Genomic DNA, 19,664 nt, shown 5'->3' with positions numbered 1-19,664 from the left:
CGGCCGGCACGGCCGGCCGGTAGCGTGATGACCATGCGCTTCGGAACCTTTCTCCCCCAAGGCTGGCGATTCGATCTCGTCGGCATCGACTCGGCCGACCAGTGGCCAACCATGCGGCGTCTCGCCCAGCAAGCGGATGCCGGCCCATGGGAATCCCTGTGGGTCTACGACCACTTCCACACCACCCCCGTGCCGAGCGAAGAGGCGACGCACGAGGCGTGGACGCTGATGTCGGCGTTCGGCGCGTCGACGTCGCGCATCCGTCTCGGTCAGATGTGCACGTGCATGGGATACCGCAACCCGGCGTACCTCGCGAAGGTCGCCGCCACGGTGGACCACGTCTCCGGCGGTCGCATCGAGATGGGCATCGGCGGTGGCTGGTACGAGCACGAATGGCGCGCGTACGGATACGGATTCCCCGAGGTGCCCGACCGCCTGCGGATGCTGGGCGAGGGTGTCGACATCATGCGCCAGGCGTGGACCACAGGCACCGCGACCCTGCACGGACGCCACTACGACGTGGACGGCGCCATTGTGCGGCCGCTCCCGCTGCAGGACGGCGGCATCCCGATCTGGGTCGCGGGCGGCGGCGAGAAGGTCACGCTCAAGATCGCCGCGCGGTCAGCGGACTACACGAACTTCACCGGATCCCTCGAGGAGTTCGACCACAAGGTCTCTGTGCTGCACGCGCACTGCGAACGGCTCGGGCGGGATCCGCAGGAGATCACTCAGTCCTCGAACTTCAACACGATCGTCGCGCCGACCGAGGCCGAGGCTCGTGACCGGCTGGACGCCGTCGTCGCACGCCTTCGTCCGCACGTCGGAGACGAACGAGCCGACCGCATCGAGCAGGAATACCTCGGCTCGGATGGCTTCGGCACGCCCGAGCAGCTCGTGGAGCGTCTGCGGACGCGAGCTGAGCACGGGCTGGGGTACAGCATCCACTACTTCCCGGAGCTCGCGTACGACACCTCAGGGTGGGAGCTGTTCGAGCGCGAGGTCATTCCGGCGTTGGCCTAGGGGCGTCCGCCGCCTTCCGCAGCAGGTCGTGGACGCCGGCGACGATGAGGGCGACGCCGAACGCCACCAGGAGCACGGCTGCCAGGTTCGGGGCCGGCGGCAGATACCAGGAGACGGGCGACAGATATCCGGTCGCCAGCCAGATGCCGCCGCCGGCCAGGAACAGCACACCCCAGCCGACACGCTGCCGCGACCAGCTGCGGACCACGACGGACGAACGCGGCACGCGGTTCCGGATAATGCACAGCTGGTAGATCGCGACGGCGAGCAGGATCAGCGCGACCAGGTCGACGATCACCAGATATGGGGTGATTCCGTACGTCGACGACCGGTCCGCAGCGTTCCACAGAGCCTGTGACGGACTCGTGGGCAGGTAGCTGACCGTGACTGTCTTCGGTGCGCCGGTGAGCGTGTCCAGGCTGTCCGTCGACGTGAAGCGGTACGTGTGACCGCCGACCGTGTACGCGATCCGCGGCGAGTACGTGAGGTGCCGGCCGAGGTTCGTGATCCAGCTCTGTACCGTGCCCTCGGCCGTCGGCAGCGCGGCGGTCATGATGGGTGCCGCGATGTGCGTGTACAGGGCGGTGAGCAGGAGCAACGCGCTGAGCGACCACACGAAGGTGAGGCCGAACAGGCCGAACGGGCGGCGCCGGCGAACGACATCCTCGGGATGCCGGGGCTCGCGCGAGCGCCTCCTGCCGGGCGTGATCGGTGTGCCCAGGAGGTTGACGCCTTCCGGCATCGGCGGGGTCGCGCCGACGAAAGCGCGAGTCCGCGCCCCATCCGCACCGCGAGCCTGCCGATCCCCTGTCATCGGTGGGGCCCATCCGAGCGCGGATCGGTACGCCGGCCGCCCTCCTCTGCCCGCTGCGCTCCGTCGGACGACCGCTCCTGACGCGTGCGCTCGTCCTCGTCGGCCAGCCGACGAACCAGCTCCCTCGCTCGGGGATCGTTCGCCGCCGGCTCCGCCGCCTCTCGACGCAGCCGCTTCTTCCGCTGGTTGTTGCTCTCCTGCGTCGGTTCCGACGCGACGCGGTCGCTCGCCGGTGGCGCCGACGCCCCACCGGCCGCGGCCTTGGCCCGCGCTTTCGCGGTGCCGCGGATCATCCCGAAGCCCGCCAGGCCCAACAAGAGCCCGACACCGAGGACCGCCAGCGGGGTCCCCCAGTTCGAGCCCGTGACGATCTGTGCATCGGACGGATCGGCCGTGCGGTACCTGATGTGGAACGTCGCGCCGTTCGACGGCGCCGTGCAGATCTGGACGTTGGTCAGCGTGGCGGTCGCCCGCCCGCCGCCCGCGACCGTGAAGGCGACCTCGGGATCGTAGGCGTACCCACCGCAACCGCCTTTGCCGGTCGAGCGGTATGCGTGGTAGCCGACAACGGTCGCTGTCGCCTCGGCGGAGTCGACCGCGAAGGTGACCTGATTCACGGTGAGGACCGCGCCGACGACGAAGACTGCGACTCCCACGAGGAACCAGAAGATCGAGGTGGGATACCCATAGCCCGGTTTCCCGGGTTTGGCCGCTTTGCGCCGCTTCGCCGCAGTCTCCTCCGTCTGCTTCCGCTCGCCGGCCGCGCCATCGGCGTAGTCCTGCTGCGAGTAGCCGGGGTTCTGGAAGGGGCCGCCCGTTGATCGGTCGGCGGATGACAGGCCGGGAGCGGACGAGTCCGCCGACCGCCCGAGCTGCCGCTGCACGTCCGGACTCACCGGGTTCAGTTGCGGTCCGCCCTCATTCTGCGGATCGGTCATGCCGCGCCTCTCTCGCTGTGTCGCGTCGACCGTGCCCCGGCTCCCGGAACCAGCTCCGACGCGGACCTGTCAGCCATGCATTTCGTTCCACGTCGCCACGAACGCCGATGCGAAGAGGGCGACGAAGGCCAGCACGGGGATGCCGATGAAGATCAACCCGAGCACCGTCCAGGTTCGCTGTGCCGATGTCCACAGTTGACCGAAACGCAGTGCTTTCGGGAACGCCCGCTTGAACGCGGAGCGCGAGTAGCCGGTACCGGCGCCATTCAGCGGAGCCTGCACATGGTCGAGCGCCGGGATCTGACGCCACACCGTTCCGAGCGGTGCGTGGGAGTCGATCTCGTACGCCACATGGCCGACCATGCGGCCCCCGGTATCCAGGATGATGAGTCCGCCGTTGCGGAACATGTCGGTGCCGTTGCCGACCCTCGGCTCCTGATCCTTCGCCTCCACCCCGTGCGATGCCCGTCCGATCGATCCGCCCGCCGGTGCCTGCGCTCCTGCGGACACTTGTGCTGCTGCGGATGCCTGTGCTCGCGTCGGAGCAGGCCGCTTCGGCGAGCGGTCTCCGCGTTCCGGAAGGTACACGACGGTGCCGATGGTGCCGGATGGCACCGCCTTCGGCCGGCCGTACGCACTGTCGGTCACGAACACCGTGCCGTTCGAGATGGAGACGGATTGCCGACGAGCGCGGCGGGAGGACGCCACCCCGATCCAGATCGGTACGACGAAGACGGCGACGAGGGGCACGACCACGATCACGGTGGCGATCAGACCCGACAGCGCATTCGACACATGTCTCTCCCTTCGTGCCTCGAGGCGTTCCTTCGTCGCGCGGTGCGGAAGACACCCGCTGACGACAGCTGGGGCGCACCGGTGATCCGGTGCGCCCCAGAGAACTGTACGGCTCGGCTCAGCCGCCGATGCCCTTGGCCAGCTGCTGGTCAACGTTCTGCAGAGCGTCAGCAGCCTTCGTCAGGAACTGCGACATCCCATCAAGACCGTTCACAGCATCCGTCGTGCCCTTCGTGAACTGCTCATACGACGAATGGAAAGCACCCGAAGCAGAATCCGTCACAAACCCACCCTGAACCAGATTGTTCACCAGAGACTGCAACTCGTGCAGCTTCGCGATGATGTCATCCTTGCCACTATTGAGCCGGTTCGCGGCATCCGTCATCTCGCCATACGTGACATTCAAGTTCGCCATAACGAACCCCTCTCTCTCACACGAATAAAACTCGGCCCGCCCCACCGGGCCGGACAACCACCAAAGACGTTACCGAAGGCGGTGCGCACAAGGGAATGGGGACCACTCCCCATGCGGATACCGCGGCGACCGGAACCCGGGGTGGGTGCCCGAACGCGCTCGAAGGTCGCCGGAAGCACGCCGGTTGCAGCCGTCAGTGCACACCGTCTTCTACTCGGTCAGGGCAGTGAGGATCGCGCCGATGAGGGCACCGATGACGACGATGATCGGCACGCCGATCAGGAGCGTGATCACGACGACGGACGACGTCCACATCGCGCCCCTGAGCTGGAAGCCCCCGAGCGAGTGCGGGAACCTGCGGAGGAAGGCGCTTCGGCGGTAGGGCATCGTTCCCGCAGCTTCGAACTCCACGTGCTGGGGTGCCGGGATCTGCTCGTAGATCGTCGACAGGGGCAGTTCGGAGCCGGGGATGTGCACGATGTGCCTGACCACCTTGCCGTTGGTGTCGAGGATGAGGATCCCACCCCACGTCCAGATGCCGTTGGCGCCCTCGCCCAATCGCGTGTGGCGCTCCGGCAGGTAGACCACCGTGCCGATGCTGTCGAGCGGAAGACCTTTCAGCTGCCCCGTGACGGGGTCCGCCGTGGACAGCGTCCCATCGGCCAGCACGACGCGCTGCGTGCGGATGCGCCGCGACTGCACGACGAAGACGATGATGACGGCTGCCACGAAGGCCACGACCAGGATCAGCGTGATGATCGAACTCAACACGTCAGGTTTCTCCGCTCTCGGCCGGATTCTGTTCTCCGCGCCTGTTCCATCGTCGGAGCACGACGGCGCCGACCAGCATGCCGAAGCCTGCGACAAAGCCGGCGATTCCCAGCACGTTCACGGCGACGACGTTTCCGCCCGGCATCCAGGATGCGGATGCGGGGTCGGATGGATCGTAGCGTACCGAGGTCTCCGATCCCACGGGCAGCTGCCGTCGGTCGGGGGCCGTGACGGTCTGCGAAGCCGTCAGCGTGTACTCGCGCCCGTTCACGGAATACCTGATCGTCGGCCGGAACTGGGGCGCCGTTCCTGGCGTGGGGACGACCTCGAGCCGGTAGGAGACGATCGTGCCCGTCGCAGTGGCCCTGCCGGTGTCCGCGATGATCGGGGTGAAGACCCAGATCCCGCACGCGATGAGCAGCGCGATGCCCGCTACGACGAGCACGATCAGACCTCGGCTCGTCGTGCGGGTCGGCCGGGCTCGGTAGTCGAACGTCACGAGGGCGACGCGACCGCCGCACGTTCCGGCGACGGTGTGCGATCCCGCCACTTGGTCAAGGCCACCATGGCCCTGAACAGCTCCAGCATCTTCTCCTTCTCTTGCACGAAGGGCGTGGAGAAGGTCAACAGCACGACGCGCTGCGTGCCCGGCACGGCGATCCAGTAGTCGACGATGAGGTTGTCGAATGCTGGGACATCGTCGTGCGCCGGGTTGGCGAAGAGCGTGCAACGACGCCAGGTGCTCGTCTCACCGAGGTCCTCGACGATCTCGTCGGTGTACTCGTTCGCGCCCGGCTGCGCGGACAGCCCCTCGCGAACCAGGTCGATGACCGATCGCGGAGTCGAGGGCTTCGACCCGAGCACGGGTTGCTCCGGCCAGAACACGGTGAGCGACATGGGCAGATTCAGACCCGGGACGAGCTCCAGCGCGATGTAGAGATCGGTGGCCTTGCCTTCGCGGGCCTTCGCTGCGAGGTTCTCCGTGCTCGTCCGCAGCTCTGCACGCTGCCGCGCGAGTCTGTCGTCGGTTCCCAGCACCTTCTCGACGAGCGCGCGCACGGAACGACGGGATGCGTCGTCGTTCGCGAGGTCGATCGACCACCACGAGCCGGGGAGCACGAGATCCATCTCGGGGACCTCGCTGCGAGGTTCGGTCACGCGGCTGCCTCTGCACCGAGGAACTGGATGCTGTCGGTCACCCGATCACCATACGCGACGATGTCATCGAACCTCGCAAGATCGTACGTGCTGATCGAGAGCTCGAGGACGACGCCGATCACCGGCGTGAACACCACGGCGAGGTACCGCTCGTTGAGCTGGCTGGCCTCGCCGTCTGGCGGGCTCACCTGGATGAGCTCGTGCCCGCTGACCGCTTTGCGACCGGCCAGCCTCTTCACCTCGTAGCCCCGGTTCCAGACGTCCGTTCCCTCCGGCGAGTCCGCCCGGCTGAGCGATTCGGCGAGTTCCTCAGGGCTGGCTCCGCGGTCCTGCACCAGGTCGACCGTCATCGTCGCGACGATCGTTCCCGTGGCAGGTTCGGGGACGTACAGCCACCTGAGGCGGTTCGGAGTGGTGTCGTGGGAGGCGAACTCCGCCAGACGGGCGAGGTCGAGCTCGAAACGCTCTCGTGCGACATCCCTGAAGTCGAACTGGTCGACGAACTCCGCGAGCGCGGCGGGACTGGCGAGATCGCTGGAGGGAAGACAGGCCACCCACCCTTGCGGACGGGTCAGCGAATAGCGCATCGGCTGGGGGCCCTTCACTTCTCGCCTCCTGCGCTCGTCTCGACCGTTCCCGACACGATCTGCTGCATGCTCGCAGCGGATGCTGCCGAGTCATGCGCGAACTGGACGGGATCGAGGATGCCCAGCTTGATCTCCGGGCCGTCCCCTTCGGCCGGGAAGAAGTTCACCTCAGGCGTGAGGTACGGCGGCGCCGTCCACAGCCCCTCCGGGCGCTTCTGTCCCGTGGCGTGGTCGAGCGCGCCACCGGCGTTGGTCATCACGTTGTCGATCACCACGTCGGTGCCCTCGGCGAAGATCTTCTCGCCGACATGTCCGATGTTCGTGGAGATGGTACGGACGACATCACCGTGGATCAGATCGGCGACGACGGCCTGCTGGGCGAAGGTCGCGCCCTGGCCTTCCGCCTCGATCGCGGCGCGGCCGGCCGCTCTGACGCCTGCGCCCTCGCCGAGCACCCTGCCCACCTTGCTTCCGACCAGGTCGCCGAGCTTGCCGCCCAGCTTGCTCGCCCCGAGAACGGACAGCGCGGCAACGACGCCCGTCGCCAGCACATCACCCCAGGTGCGGTCTCCCATCAGTGCCAGCACAGCCGTCAACGCGAACGACACGATGGAGGCCACCAGGGCGACCGTCTCGAAGAAGGCCGCGACGACCTCGAAGGCGGGGAAGAAGACGCCGAGCACGCCGAAGACCATGGCCAGGACGCCGGCGATGTTCCCGACCTCGGCCGCGATCTTCTGCAGGATGTCGAGCACAGGTCCGAGATGTTTCTTGGCCCAGTCGGCGAAGCTGCTCCACGCAGCGCCGACCTTGTCCCAGAAGCCGTCGTTGAGATGGCTGTCGTCCATCGCCTCGTTGATGAGGGATGCGGCGTGCTTGGCGGCATCCGTCATCTCGTGGAAGGCCGCCCACCACTCCTTCTGCGCTGCGGAGACCGCCGCCTGGGCGTCGTGCACCGCTTGCTGCGCACGCACGCCCTCCGGCGACTGCGCGAACTGCTGCTGGAGCGCCCACTCGTTCGTGGGGGCGGTCGGATCCGACGGCTGGAAGTTCTGTTGCGCCGTGTTCAGGCCGTGCTGCGCGTGCTGAACCTCGTTGCCGGCCGACTCGTACGCGGTGATGGCCTTGTTCGCGCGCTGCTGTGCAGCATCCAGCTTCGGTGCGTAGTCCTGGAGCGCCGCCGCGGTGCCGCTGTACCTGGTGTGCGCCTTCGTGATGTTGTCGGCGACGTCTTTCGCCTTGCCGCGCACAGCATCCACGGCCTGGCTGATGGTCTCGTCCGTATCGGCCAGTCGCTTCAGGTTGTTGATCGCGTGCTGGATCTGCTCGGCGGAGCTCGCGAGGTCGTTGGCCCGGCTGAGCAGCGCCGACGGATCCCCGGGAAGCGGTGTCATCTCCTGCATGGTGCGCTCTACTTCTTCCCGTCGTGCTTCGTGGTCAGCGCCTGGGTGAGCTGACCGTCGAGTTCGCCGAACTTGTCATCGATGGTCGCCGTCTCGTCGTGGATCTGAGTCACGCCGTCGATCATCTTGGTGCGGTGGGTGGACCACTTGCTGGAGAAGGAGTGCACCTTGCCCGCCAGGTCGGAGTCGCCGACGAGCTCGCCGATCTCATCCGCGAAGGATGACGAGCTGTGCAGCTGATCGGCGATGGACTTCAGCCCGGACTTGAGCTGGTCGAGCACATCGTCGCTGATCTTCAGATCGGCCATCGCCGTTCCTTTCGCTTGCTCTCATGACATGAAACGTGTTGCGCGCGGGCCCCGGCGGGTCGCGCGAACACCAGGCGGGTGCGCACCGTACTCGGCACGCACCCGCTGGCGATGTTCGGTCGGCTCAGCCGCCGATGCCCTTGGCCAGCTGCTGGTCCACGTTCTGCAGAGCGTCAGCAGCCTTCGTCAGGAACTGCGACATCCCATCAAGACCGTTCACAGCATCCGTCGTGCCCTTCGTGAACTGCTCATACGACGAATGGAAAGCACCCGAAGCAGAATCCGTCACAAACCCACCCTGAACCAGATTGTTCACCAGAGACTGCAACTCGTGCAGCTTCGCGATGATGTCATCCTTGCCACTGTTCAAACGGTTCGCAGCATCCGTCATCTCGCCATACGTGACATTCAAGTTCGCCATAACGAACCCCTCTCTCTCACACGAATAAAACTCGGCCCGCCCCACCGGGCCGGACAACCACCAAAGACGTTACCGAAGGCGGTGCGCACAAGGGAATGGGGACCACTCCCCATGCGGATACCGCGTCGAGCAGGCGAGGTGGCCCGGCTCAGGCGAGGGATTCGCCGGCGCCCAGCGATTCGCCGGCCCGCCAGAACTGCGTGGCCGTGACGATGCCGGCGATGATGAGGACGACGCCGATCGAGATCGTGCCGATCGCCCACGCGACGCCATCCGGGTTGTCGAAGGGTGCATACCGATCGAAGTCGAAGACGAACCCGAGCGGGGAGGCTCCGATGAGGAATCCACCTGCACCGGCGAGCCACAGATCGAAGCGCCAGCGGAATCCGAACCAGCGCCAGAACGCCCTGCCGGATTCCTTCGCCTCACGACCGGAGCGTTGGGCGTGATCGTACGCGACGCGCTTCACGGCGGAGGCGATCGCCGCGAGCGTGACTCCGAGCACGACGCTGCCTGCAGCAGAATGGGGAGTACTCCCCTCCCCTGACATACTCGATGTCGATCGCCGGCGCTCTCCGGCGAAGGAAAGAGGCAAGAGTCCGTGCCGTCCTATCAGCCGATGCGACCGAACCCCTCGTCGGATGCCGGCCGGAACCAACCAGCGCAGCCCGTGTCGGCCACCGCGCACGGAGCATCCGCTGCTCCGCCCCGTCAGAGCACGCCGCCGAGCGAGCGAGCGCTCGCAGGCCGCCCCTTCGGATACCTGCTGGCAACGGCGATCTGGCTCGCCCTGTTCTGCGCGTGCCTCCTGCTGCCTGCACTGCTTCCGATCGGACTTCGCGCCGAGAACGCCGACTGGACGACCGCCGGATTCTTCGCCGACTCCGACGTCGCCGTGATGGTGCTCTTCCTCGTCTTCTCCGCGATCGTGCTCGCACCGCTGCTCGGAACGGTCTTTTTGGCACTCCTGCTGGCGACCGGCTCGCTCGCCGTGCTCGCCGCGACGTACGTGGTGCGGAGCATCCGGCCGTCTTATCGCGGTGAGCGCCTGTCTGCCACCGGATGGTCGCGCGAGGCGCTGGGCCCGATCACGCTCTTCCCCGTCGCGATGTCGCTCATCCCGCAGCGTCAGACCGACTGGACGCGCTTCTGGACGCTCACGGCGCTTCTCGGCTGGAGCCCCGGACTGCGGATGCTGCGCGTGGGCGCCGTCTTCGGCATCGGCTACTTCCTCACGATCGGCTGGGCACTCTGGCCCGTGCACTCGGCGGCGCTGCTCGTCGTCTGGTGGATCATCACCCTCGCGTTCGCGGCAGGGACGATCGTGCTCCTCGTGCGCGAGGGCCGGCGGCGCTACACGTCGGCGTCTGCGGCACCTGCGTCGTCGACCGTCACAGGCTGACGGAACGTGATCGAATCGACGATGGCGTCGAACAGCTCCAGGAACAGATCCGGCTGGTATGCCATCGGCGCGTTGATGTGCACACGAAGCAGACGGTCGTCGTCGGGAGCGGTCAGCCTGTAGTCGAGCACCAACTCGGGCGCCGACTCCTCGTCGTAGCTGGTCTGCTTCAACACGCTCGTGCGCACCACGCGTCCGAACGAGAGGTCGAGGGGCTCCGCGTCTGGGAACGCAGACGTGAGCCGTTCGCCATCCGTACCGTCGGTCGCCCCGGCGGCGTCTTCCGTCGGCTCGGTGCCGGGTGTTGCCCGCCCAACTGGTTCCAAGGCCCCTGCCTCCGCTGCGTCTGTCGGCCGAACCGCGGCTGCGGGCGCGGATCCGGCCGGCCAGGCCTCGTGGGTGATCAGGAGCGAGGCGGGGAACGGCACGCCAGGAAGGATCTCCATGGAGAGGGCGAAGGTGAAGGCATCCGCCTGTTTGGCCTGCTTCACCAGGCCTTCGAGCTGGCTGCGCACGTCGCGACGCGCCTGAGCGAGTCGGTCGGCGCGTCCGACCCTGCTCTTCACCAGCGCGGTGATCGCCTTGGCGGCCGCCTCGTCGTCGTCCATCGGAATCACGGCCCAGGTGCCGGGGAGGATCACGGCGAGCTCGCCGCCGCCGAGGACCTGCCGTCTCGTCATGACGCCAGCCTCACCCTGAGCGAGTCCACGATCGCCTGCGTCTCGGTGACCATGTCGGCGAACGCCCCGACGTATGCCGACCGGAACACGAACTGCACGGCCTGGGCCGCGCCGACCGGGAACACGACGAAGACGACCCGCTGTTCGAGGAAGGCCTCGCCGCCCTCGTACTCGGAGATGACCGTCACGTGGGTGAAGCCGACGCTGTCGCCGTCGTGATGTGCCGAACGCCAGGTCTGAAGCCCGCGGATCTCATACCCGACGGCACGGTCGCCTGCGTGCGCGGCGACCTCGGCACGATAGCTCTCCGGAGAGTCGTCCGGTTGCAGCCAGAGGAACGAGCACTGCAGGGTCGCCGCGACGAGGCCGGTGAGCGGGAACGGCACGTATGCGGACCACTGGCTCGTGCCATCGGGATCCGTCTCTGCGGCCTCCTTCTGCACACGCCTCAGCTGCCGCAGCAGGGCGTCAGCAGGGACCGGTGCCGAGATCGCCTCACCATCGAGGATCGCGGAGGAGACGGCCGGCACAGCGCCGGACGCCTCTGAATCAGAGGGCGCGGATTCGGTGCTCGCCGCTTGGGCGTTCGCGAACTCGGCGCCCAGGCGCTCCGGCCATCCGGCGAACGCCGTCGTTCCGACGAACGGCAGCTGATGCCAGCCATCCGGGTACGCGACGGTGAAGTCGACGATGTCCTTCGAGGCGAGCTCGGAGTGGCTCATGGAGTTCCTCACGGTGGAGGCGACGTCGATGTTGCGGCGTCGCGGCAGTCACATCAGTTGTAGCTCTTATAGGTGGGGATCGCCTTGTCGCCGAGGCTCACGGCACCATCGTGCAGGCTGATCGACGGTGCTGTCGTGCCTGTGCCGTCGGTGAAGATGTTCCGCACGTTCGATGGCACGTTCACGATTCCCGCCGCCTTGTTGTACAGGCTGGTCACCTGCTGGAACGCGGCGACCGCAGCGAGCGGATCCTTGTAGCCGTGCGTGATGTCGTCGCGGATCGCGTGCACCACGCTGTTCTTCACACCGGCGATCTCGCCCAACGCCTTGAGCCGGGAGGAGCTTCCCGTGAACAGTGCCTGGTAGGCCGCACGCTCCGCCTCGCCGCTGTGCGTGAAGGACAGCTTGACGGCGTCCACGAAATCGGCGCGCGTCGCATACCTGGGCACCTTGAAGAGGTCCTTCACCGCGTTCTTCATCATCGTGTTGCCCAGACGCATGCGCTGCGCGGCTGCGGCCTCGGTACGCATGCCGGCGAGCAGGCGCGGGGCGCGGGTCAGACTGCGGATGCGCGCAGCCTTGCCGAGGAACGTGAAGATGCGGCCGCCGAAGAGCGTGAGCACGCAGCTCACGCTGGCGCCAAGGATGTCGAGGAACGTGCCCTCGCCGTTCGCGAACTTCACGATGCTGTCGACGAGCTTCACGATCGACGCCACCGCGGCGATGACGATGAGCACCTGCCCCAGGATGGGCACCCACGACAGGAAGATGGCCAGAACGCCGGCGATGTCGCCGATCTTCTCGATGACCTTGACGAGCTTGTCCCACCAGCTGGGGTTCTTCAGCCCGTTGTTGTGGTGGTCCACCACGTCGACGATCGCCTTGATCGCCACCTGCGCCGCCGCGTTCTTCTTGTCCAGGGCGTTGTGCCACTCCTGGTGCGCGGCCCGGAGCTCGGCGTCGGCGTGCTGGGCGGCATCCTTCGCCTTGCCCGCGGCCGTCTGGGCGTCGCTCTTCGTGTCGTCGGTGGCGGAGTCCGCCGTCTGCTGCGTGTTCGTCGCGTGCCTGTGCGCCGTGTCGGCAGCTGTCTGCTTGGCGTTGATGTGCGTGATGGCCGTCTCGGCATCGGACTGCGCCTCGCGGAGGCCGACCGCATACGTCTTCAGTGCCGCTGCGGTCTTGCTGTACCTGTCGTGAGCCTTGTCGATGTCATCGGCGACGCTGTCGCCCGACTTCGTCAGCGCATCGACGGCCTCGCTCTTCATGTCGTCGACATCGTGGATCTTGTGCAGAGTGGTCACCGAACGACGGATGGCGTCTGCGATCTCCGCGTAGTGCGCGGCCTTGGTCTCGAGAAGGGTCGGGTCGCCGGTGAGCGGCTGGTATTCCGTGTCTCCCATGCGCTACTTCGCGCCGTTCTTGTGTGCGGGCGGATAGGCGTCCTTGCCGGAGTTCGCGGCATCCTCGAGCGCTTTGGCCAGGCCGTCGTCGACCTGCGTGAATCCGTCGGTGATGGCGCCGACCGCCTTGTCCACGTTGTCGACATTCGTGGTCATGCTCTTGCGCTTCTCGTTCCACTTGTGCGCGAAGTCGCGCACGTGGCCGGCGAGCGAATCGTGGCCGGTCGCCTCGGCGACGGCGTCGCTGAAGTCGTCCGCGTCCTGGAACTCCTTGACGACGGCGGCGAGGTCTTCGTGCAACTGTTCGAGGCGCTGCAGGTCGATCTTCAGGTCAGGCCCGGACATCCCACTCCTTCATCTGGTCGGGGCAGCGGTCCACCCGAGCGGATGCCCCCCACTGATGACCACGGTACGGATCGGGCGATGCCGACACGATGGGGACCACTCCCCATCCGCGATCACGACTCGACGAGCGGCAACTGCACTCTGGCGAACTTGCCCTTGGCGATGTAGACGCCTCGACCGGGCGGGAACTCCGCGCGCGCCATCCGCGGCAGCGCCGTCTTCAGCAGAAGGTCGCCCTCCATCGAATCCGGCTGCAGCAGGAGTCCGCGCCTGCCGTTCTTGAACTCGCCCATCAACGGCCACGACGAGCCCCAGGCGGATCCCTCCGCCTCAGCGACGACGAGGTGGTCACTGCGCTTGGCCGCCTTGGCGAGCTCGACGATCGCGCCGTCCGCCGGCGTCTGCAGGAAGTCCCCGAGAGCTTCGACGAAGACGGCGATACGGCCCTCCGTGTCCTCATCCGCCATGGCGGCGGCGAGGCTGCGGCCAAGGGCGGCGATCTCGTCCGGCGTCGTCGCGACATCCACGAAGAACGGCAGGGATCCGACCGGCGAGCGCCGGTTCCCGAGGTAGTAGCACCGGGTTTCGGGATCGAAGGCGTTGACACTCCTCGCCAGCCAGGCGAGGGCGTTCGTGCGACCGCTTGCCGGCGGTCCGGCAAGCAGCAGGGTGCCGCTGGGCTCGAACGGGTACGGTCCGAGGTCCACGTCGCCGAGTCCGATGACCGGCATGCCCTCGATCGCGGACGGCAGCGCGCCGGCCGCGTACTCCTTCGGCAGCGAGCCGATCGCCGGCGCGTCGCCCATGCCCGCCCGCCGCATGGCCTCGGCCAGTTTGCGGGTCGCGTTCGACTGGTCCGAGACCGACGTGCTGCCGCCCAGGATCGCGATCTGCGTCTCGAGACCGTCCACGATCGCCCGCCCGGGAGCCGACGCAGGCGACAGGATGTCGCTGGGCACCTCGAGCATGCCGTAGCTGTCGTCGGCGAGCCGCAGCACCACCTTGCGCTGAATGGCCGCTGCGACCGACGACGGCAGCGCGCCCGGCCGATCCACGGTGAGCGCCACGTGCATGCCGAGCTGGCGGCCGTCGGACAGGATGTCCTTGAAGACGTCGTACCACTGCGAGCGTCCCGCAGGGATCTCGAAGTCCTCGCGGAAGTTCGGGAAGCCGTCGATGAGGAGCAGGATGCGCGGCTCATCCGGTCGCGCCGCGAGCTGCCGGTACTCCGTGATGTTCGACGCGTTGGCCTCGGCGTACGCCGGACCGCGCCGCTCCAGCTCGCCCTGCAGCATGCGGAACAGGCGGATGATCCGCTCGACGTCGTCGCCCGTGATGACGGATCCGACGTGCGGGAGCTGGTCGAGCATCCGCAGACTGCCGGCGCCGAAGTCGAGCGCGTACACGTGCACGGGGCCGCCGCGCGGGGTGATGGCCGCGGCATCCGCGAGCGTGCGCAGCACGGCCGACTTGCCGGAGCCGCCGGTGCCGACGATCGCCAGGTGCCCGTCGACGTCTGGCTGGTAGTACACCGGGATCTGCTCCTGCTGCTGCGGCACGTCGGAGACGCCGAGCAGCAGCTCGGAGTCCGTGCGCTGACGGAGCAGGCCGAGGTCGTAGACGGCTGCGAGCTCATCGAGCCAGGGTCGGCGCGGAGAAGGGATGCGCGCGAGCTGCTGCGCCCCGATCATGGAAGCCACCAGACGCTGCTGGTCGGTGGGTCCGAGGTCGCGCTGCTCGACGACATCCGCCGTCTTCGCCTCTTCCCATTTGAGCTCGGACCCGAAGCGGAGCTCCGCCACCTCGATGCCTGCACGCTCGGGCTCGCGGGTGGTCCATCCGCCCGCGTATCCGGACTGGAACTGCGCGAGTCGCCCTGGTCCGGTCTTCGCCACACCGCGTCCGGGGATCCCGGGATCGAAATGTGCAGCCTCCTTGATGCCCACGACGTCTTCGGAGTCGGACTCGTCGGCCATCCGCAACGCCACACGGAGGTTCGTGTTCGCGCGCAGGTTGTCCTTGATCACGCCGGCAGGGCGCTGCGTCGCCATGATCAGATGGATGCCGAGCGAGCGTCCACGCTGGGCGATGTCGACGACGCCGTCGACGAACTCGGGCACCTCGCCCACGAGCGCCGCGAACTCGTCGATGACGAGCACCAGCGCCGGCGGGCTGTCGGGGTCACCGCGCTTCTCCAGCTCGAGCAGGTCCTTGGCCTTCTTGCGGTTGAGCAGGTGCTCCCGGTAGTGCAGCTCGGCCCGAAGGCTCGTCAGCGCGCGGCGCACGAGGTGCGGGCTCAGGTCTGTGACAAGGCCGACGCAGTGCGGGAGCGTGACGCAGTCCGCGAACGCGGATCCGCCCTTGTAGTCGACGAAGAGGAACGTGACGCGATCGGGGCTGTACTCGGCGGCCATGCCGAGCACCCAGGCCTGCAGGAACTCCGACTTGCCGGCACCCGTCGTGCCGCCGACCAGCGCGTGCGGGCCCTGCGTGCGCAGGTCGAGGTGCATGACATCCACACCGCCTGATCCGATCGTGGCCCGCAGGGTTCCTGCGCGGCGCGGAGTGGGCGCCTCACCGCTGCGGTCATGGATCGAGTTGTTCTGGCGCCACCTGTCGACGACGGCGTCGCTGCTCTCCACGAGCTCGTGTCCCAGCAGGGTGACGAGCGAGACGCTGCGCGGCAGGTCGCTCGAGTCGGCCACCAGTGCGCCCGCATCGATGACGGATGCCATGCGCCGGGCGAACTCGATGGCCTGCCTTCCGTCCACCACCTCGGTGACGACATCGTCGATGGTCTCGCCCAGACGCACGAATCCGACTCGGCCACGCCCCTGCTGATCGCCGAGCTCCAGGTACGTGCGGCACACGGCCGGCAGCGCCGGCACGTCGTTCGCGATCCAGACCGGATACACGCCCGCATCCGCCGCGCGCTCGGCCAGCTGCACCAGCCGAGCGCGATCCACCGCTGCGTCGTCGGAGATCAGCACGACGACGGCGGGGATCGGCGACTGGGTGCCCTGCGATGCGGAGTCCTTGCCGACCTCCGCGCCGCGCTCGAGCGCCGCGGAATCCGTCACCATGGCACCGCGACGTCGGCTGCCGGACCGGTCAGCGGCGAGACGCTGCTCGATCACACCCTCGAGTGCGGACAGCAGGTTCGCGCCGCTGGACGCGCTGTCCGCCAGGTGCACGGTCTCGATCGGGGACTGCGGGCTGGAGGTGTGCGGCATCCACTTCAGCCACTCCAGCTCCCGCGACCAGCGCGGAGACACGATGGCGGCGACGGCCAGCTCCGCCGGCGAATGCAGTGACGTGAGCTGCACCAGGATCGAGTTCAGGCTGCCGATGGCCTGCTCCGGCGAACCGGCGATGCCGAGCGCTCCCGAGTCGTACAGGTTGTCGATGATCGGCACATCGGCGATGGTCTTGTGGTTGTCGACGACCTCGTCGAGGCGCTCCTGATACTCGCGGAGGATCTCTCCCCTGCCACCCGTCTTGACGGTGTTGCGGCTCTTCATCGAGCCGATGCCGAGTCGGACGTTGAGGAACGACCAGTGCTCGGGACGCCTGGTCCACAGCAGCGGTCCCCTGCGGACGGCCTGATCGAAGGCGTCCTGCGTCGACGGCGACTCCAGCAGCCGGGTGCTGTGCTCCTTCTCGTGCTCGGAGGCGAGCTCGTCCGTGAGACTGGAGAGCCTCTCGTCGAACTGGGCGATCGACTTCTTGAGCCGTCGCTTGTCGCGCGTCTTCGTGGTCATGAAGTTGCCGATCATCATGATCGGCGACATGAAGACGAAGAGCAGCGAGGTCGGGTTCTTCGTGAAGATGAACATCGCGCCGCCCATCAGCAGGGGCGCGATCATCGCGAGCAGCGGGAACGGACCCGGCTCGGACGGCGCAGGAACCTCGGGCGCCGCGAAGTCAACGCCCGCGTACCGCGCTTCGACCTTCGGCGACCTGTTGAAGAACACCGGACCCGCCTTCGGCGCGACTCCGGCGAGCGCCTGCCGATCCGTGATCGTCAGCACCACCTCGGAGTCGCCGATGAGCATCGTCTCCTCACGGGTCACGCGCAGACGCGGCACGATGCCGCCGTCGACCACGATGCCGTTCGCGCTGCCGAGGTCGATCACCTCGACGGCGTCCGATCCCTCGAAGCGCACGTGCCGCTTGGAGACGAGGTCGTCGTGCAGCACGATGTCGCACCCGGGGTCGCGGCCGAGCACCGTGGTGCCGAGCGTGACGGGGAACTCGCTGCCGGCATCCGGACCGCGCACGACGCGCAGCGTCGCCACCTGTGCGCCCCTGCCCAGGCTCTTGGGCGTGTAGTGCAGGCCGGCGTCGGCGAGCTGCACCACCGCGCCGCTCGCGATCCAGGCCTCGCCGACGGGAGCATCCGGGGGCAGAAGCACCCACTCCGTCTGACCGGGGAGCGCGGCGTGCAGCGTGAGCGCAGCGGAAGCGGATGCCTGTCCCATTCCTGCACTGTTCGCGGCGGTGGGGTCGAGGCGGGCGATCGCCGCGGCGATCTCGGAGATGCTGGCAGCGGCATCCGAGGTCACGACGATGTCTGCGGGCTGGCCGGACGGCCGGTTGAGCGTCAGCTTGAGGCGCATGGCGGGGACTCCAGGAGGACCGGGGCGGTGCCGCGAGATTCGCGTGACCGATGTCGCGGGAAGCGTCCGCCGCGACCCGTCCACCCTACCGGTGACGCGGACGAGGTCAGACAGCGCGGTTCACCGCCGCCGGCTCACGTGGCGCCGTCGCGCCGCTCCGCCACGACCCCACCCCCTCGTATCCCGTCCGATCGCATCTCGTCCCCTCCCATCGCATCCCGTCCCGTCCCATCCCGTCCCCTCCCATCCAGTCCCCGCACCCCACGCGTTCCGCTGTCCCTTCGTGTCGGGTGCCACGTCTGGAAGCGGCACCAAGGGACAGCGGAGCATCGCGCATCGTAGCGACGTGCGTCGCAACCCCGCACGCCGCCCCATCCGTCCCGCGGTCTTCCGCTGTCCCTTCGTGTCGGATGCGGCACAGGTATGCGACACGAAGGGACAGCGGAACGCCGCGCATTCAGGCCGCGCGAAGACGGGACAGGACGGGCCGGGCCGGGAGGGGACGGCGCGGAACGAGGGGAGCGGAATGCGAGACGGGAACGCGAGACGGTGCGGGCTACGCACCTCGACGGGCGCGAGCCGCAGCGACACGACGCGCCAGCTCACGGGGCCTCTCGAAGAGGAGACGGCGGTCCACCCGGATGACGTGCCAGCCGAGCGCGGCGAGCGCTTCGAGCCGGTCGATGTCCCTCGCCCACTGCTGGGCATCGGTGCGGTGCTGGCCTCCGTCGTATTCGATGGCGATCCGCAGTTCGGGATATGCCAGGTCGACGCACGCCACGAACGTTCCGTGCTCGTCGAAGACATCGTGATCGAGGACCGGCTCCGGCAGACCGGCATCGAGAATGGTGAGGCGGGTCCAGGTTTCGGGACGCGAGGCTGCGCCCGTCCGCACCCTGGGCAGGGCTACGCGCAGCGCGCGGATCCCGACTCGGCGCCCAGCCGTGACGCAGGATCCGAGGTCATCGATGGTGGCGAGCGGCTCGGTGCGCTCCCCTGCCGAAAAGGCGAACCCGCCGGGCATCCGCGGTACGTGCACGACGGCATCCGCTGCCGCCACAAGGTCGTACGGATGCGTCAGCACCGTTGCGAGACTCGCCCACGTCGATGCCGGGCTCGAGACCCGCAGTCCCGTCACGGGATGAGTGCACACCGTCACGAGTCCCGCTCGGGCCTGATGCCCGACGACGTCGAGTCGTTTGGAGGCACGGTGCGGCGCCATGACGCTCACGTGCACCCGTGAGTCGCGGATCGCCGCGTACGCCAGCGGGATCCCCCAGATGACTGCGGCGGTGACGTGGCTGAAGAACTCGTGCTCCGTCATGCAGTGGGCATAAGCCCGAGCGTTCGCCAGGATGCGGGCCTCCGCGGCGCGCGCGGCGCCTATTGCCGGCCGACTCGCAGCGTCGGAGCGGCCGGTGTCGGAGAGGCCTGCGTCGGAACGGCCAGCGACGGAGCGGGCGGGGCCGGCATCCGCGAGGCCGTTGATCACGAGGCGACGTCGCACCCCGCGGAAGGGGATCTCGAGGTCGGATGCTCGCATCCGCCGCGCCGTCGCGCCCGATGCGATCGCGTCGACGACGGAGAAGGAGGATCCGAGGTGGGGCGGCAGTGGACCTGGGCGCATGCCGGACAGAATGGCGTGCTTCGAGTCGTCGTGTCGTCCGTTATCCACCTCAGCCGTGGCGCAGACCGCTCCCGCTCCGTCGCCGCCCGCTCCGCTGTCCCTTCGTGTCGGGTCCAAGGTTCGCACGCGGCATCAAGGGACGTCCGAGCGCAGTGCGAGTCGCTGACCCGCCGCTCCGCTGTCCCTTCGTGTCGGGTTCAAAGTTCGCACGCGGCATCAAGGGACAGCCGAACACACAG

20 protein-coding genes are annotated in these 19,664 nt (G+C 67.9%); 2 read left to right on the top strand and 18 right to left on the bottom strand.

The genetic code is table 11. The annotated features are described in order from the left end of the window. Positions 1-33 precede the first annotated feature (33 nt). The gene (locus tag ACX9R5_RS06635) at positions 34-1,020 is read left to right on the top strand and encodes an LLM class F420-dependent oxidoreductase (RefSeq protein ID WP_459408211.1); all 987 of its coding nucleotides are present in this window, start codon (positions 34-36) and stop codon (positions 1,018-1,020) included. Here the strand turns inward: ACX9R5_RS06635 and ACX9R5_RS06630 are convergent. From ACX9R5_RS06630 to ACX9R5_RS06575, 12 genes are all read right to left on the bottom strand, one after another. Continuing rightward, complete coding sequence (locus tag ACX9R5_RS06630) at positions 1,001-1,834, bottom strand: hypothetical protein (protein ID WP_459408210.1); 834 nt, start codon at positions 1,832-1,834, stop codon at positions 1,001-1,003. The two genes, ACX9R5_RS06635 and ACX9R5_RS06630, sit on opposite strands and share 20 nt — an antisense overlap. Continuing rightward, entirely contained in the window at positions 1,831-2,772 is a 942-nt protein-coding gene (locus ACX9R5_RS06625; protein ID WP_459408209.1) for a hypothetical protein, read from the bottom strand. The genes ACX9R5_RS06630 and ACX9R5_RS06625 overlap by 4 nt, the downstream gene beginning before the upstream one ends. Before the next feature lie 69 nt (positions 2,773-2,841). Beyond that, positions 2,842-3,567 carry a hypothetical protein gene (locus ACX9R5_RS06620; protein ID WP_459408208.1) on the bottom strand — a complete coding sequence of 242 codons (726 nt, stop codon included), beginning with the start codon at positions 3,565-3,567 and terminating at the stop codon, positions 2,842-2,844. A 118-nt stretch (positions 3,568-3,685) separates the two neighbouring features. Further along, positions 3,686-3,982, bottom strand: coding sequence for a WXG100 family type VII secretion target (locus ACX9R5_RS06615; RefSeq protein ID WP_459408201.1), 297 nt, complete (start codon positions 3,980-3,982; stop codon positions 3,686-3,688). A gap of 210 nt (positions 3,983-4,192) precedes the next feature. Further along, positions 4,193-4,753: a hypothetical protein gene (locus tag ACX9R5_RS06610; protein WP_459408207.1), complete on the bottom strand. Its 561-nt coding sequence runs from the start codon at positions 4,751-4,753 to the stop codon at positions 4,193-4,195. A 1-nt stretch (position 4,754) separates the two neighbouring features. Beyond that, the gene (locus ACX9R5_RS06605; protein WP_459408206.1) at positions 4,755-5,252 is read right to left on the bottom strand and encodes a DUF3592 domain-containing protein; all 498 of its coding nucleotides are present in this window, start codon (positions 5,250-5,252) and stop codon (positions 4,755-4,757) included. Further along, positions 5,249-5,911, bottom strand: a complete 663-nt coding sequence (locus ACX9R5_RS06600) for a hypothetical protein (protein ID WP_459408205.1) — start codon at positions 5,909-5,911, stop codon at positions 5,249-5,251. Before ACX9R5_RS06600 ends, ACX9R5_RS06605 begins: the two co-directional genes overlap by 4 nt. Further along, positions 5,908-6,516, bottom strand: a complete 609-nt coding sequence (locus tag ACX9R5_RS06595; protein WP_459408204.1) for a hypothetical protein — start codon at positions 6,514-6,516, stop codon at positions 5,908-5,910. The genes ACX9R5_RS06600 and ACX9R5_RS06595 overlap by 4 nt, the downstream gene beginning before the upstream one ends. Continuing rightward, positions 6,513-7,901, bottom strand: coding sequence for a hypothetical protein (locus ACX9R5_RS06590; RefSeq protein WP_459408203.1), 1,389 nt, complete (start codon positions 7,899-7,901; stop codon positions 6,513-6,515). Before ACX9R5_RS06590 ends, ACX9R5_RS06595 begins: the two co-directional genes overlap by 4 nt. Positions 7,902-7,909: 8 nt before the next feature. Continuing rightward, a complete protein-coding gene (locus ACX9R5_RS06585; protein ID WP_459408202.1) occupies positions 7,910-8,209 on the bottom strand; it encodes a hypothetical protein in 300 nt (99 codons plus the stop codon). 124 nt (positions 8,210-8,333) lie between these two features. After that, positions 8,334-8,630 carry a WXG100 family type VII secretion target gene (locus tag ACX9R5_RS06580; protein ID WP_459408201.1) on the bottom strand — a complete coding sequence of 99 codons (297 nt, stop codon included), beginning with the start codon at positions 8,628-8,630 and terminating at the stop codon, positions 8,334-8,336. 148 nt (positions 8,631-8,778) lie between these two features. Beyond that, positions 8,779-9,135 carry a hypothetical protein gene (locus ACX9R5_RS06575; protein WP_459408200.1) on the bottom strand — a complete coding sequence of 119 codons (357 nt, stop codon included), beginning with the start codon at positions 9,133-9,135 and terminating at the stop codon, positions 8,779-8,781. Between the two features lie 114 nt (positions 9,136-9,249). Here ACX9R5_RS06575 and ACX9R5_RS06570 point away from each other — a divergent pair, with 114 nt between their 5' ends. Further along, positions 9,250-10,032 carry a hypothetical protein gene (locus tag ACX9R5_RS06570; protein WP_459408199.1) on the top strand — a complete coding sequence of 261 codons (783 nt, stop codon included), beginning with the start codon at positions 9,250-9,252 and terminating at the stop codon, positions 10,030-10,032. Here the strand turns inward: ACX9R5_RS06570 and ACX9R5_RS06565 are convergent. From ACX9R5_RS06565 to ACX9R5_RS06540, 6 genes are all read right to left on the bottom strand, one after another. After that, positions 9,984-10,712, bottom strand: a complete 729-nt coding sequence (locus tag ACX9R5_RS06565) for a hypothetical protein (RefSeq protein WP_459408198.1) — start codon at positions 10,710-10,712, stop codon at positions 9,984-9,986. The genes ACX9R5_RS06570 and ACX9R5_RS06565 overlap by 49 nt on opposite strands. Then, on the bottom strand, positions 10,709-11,434 hold the full coding sequence (locus tag ACX9R5_RS06560) for a hypothetical protein (RefSeq protein WP_459408197.1): 726 nt from the start codon (positions 11,432-11,434) through the stop codon (positions 10,709-10,711). Before ACX9R5_RS06560 ends, ACX9R5_RS06565 begins: the two co-directional genes overlap by 4 nt. 53 nt (positions 11,435-11,487) lie before the next feature. Beyond that, entirely contained in the window at positions 11,488-12,834 is a 1,347-nt protein-coding gene (locus ACX9R5_RS06555) for a putative T7SS-secreted protein (protein WP_459408196.1), read from the bottom strand. A 3-nt stretch (positions 12,835-12,837) separates the two neighbouring features. Next, positions 12,838-13,179 carry a hypothetical protein gene (locus tag ACX9R5_RS06550; protein WP_459408195.1) on the bottom strand — a complete coding sequence of 114 codons (342 nt, stop codon included), beginning with the start codon at positions 13,177-13,179 and terminating at the stop codon, positions 12,838-12,840. 113 nt (positions 13,180-13,292) lie between these two features. Next, the gene (locus ACX9R5_RS06545; protein WP_459408194.1) at positions 13,293-17,798 is read right to left on the bottom strand and encodes an FtsK/SpoIIIE domain-containing protein; all 4,506 of its coding nucleotides are present in this window, start codon (positions 17,796-17,798) and stop codon (positions 13,293-13,295) included. Positions 17,799-18,354: 556 nt separating this feature from the next. Continuing rightward, positions 18,355-19,425 carry an endonuclease domain-containing protein gene (locus ACX9R5_RS06540; protein WP_459408193.1) on the bottom strand — a complete coding sequence of 357 codons (1,071 nt, stop codon included), beginning with the start codon at positions 19,423-19,425 and terminating at the stop codon, positions 18,355-18,357. Between the last annotated feature and the right edge of the window lie 239 nt (positions 19,426-19,664).

This window comes from Rathayibacter sp. CAU 1779, assembly GCF_054551755.1.
Note: the sequence above shows the minus strand (reverse complement) of the source record. Positions and strands in the feature narration are given on the sequence as shown.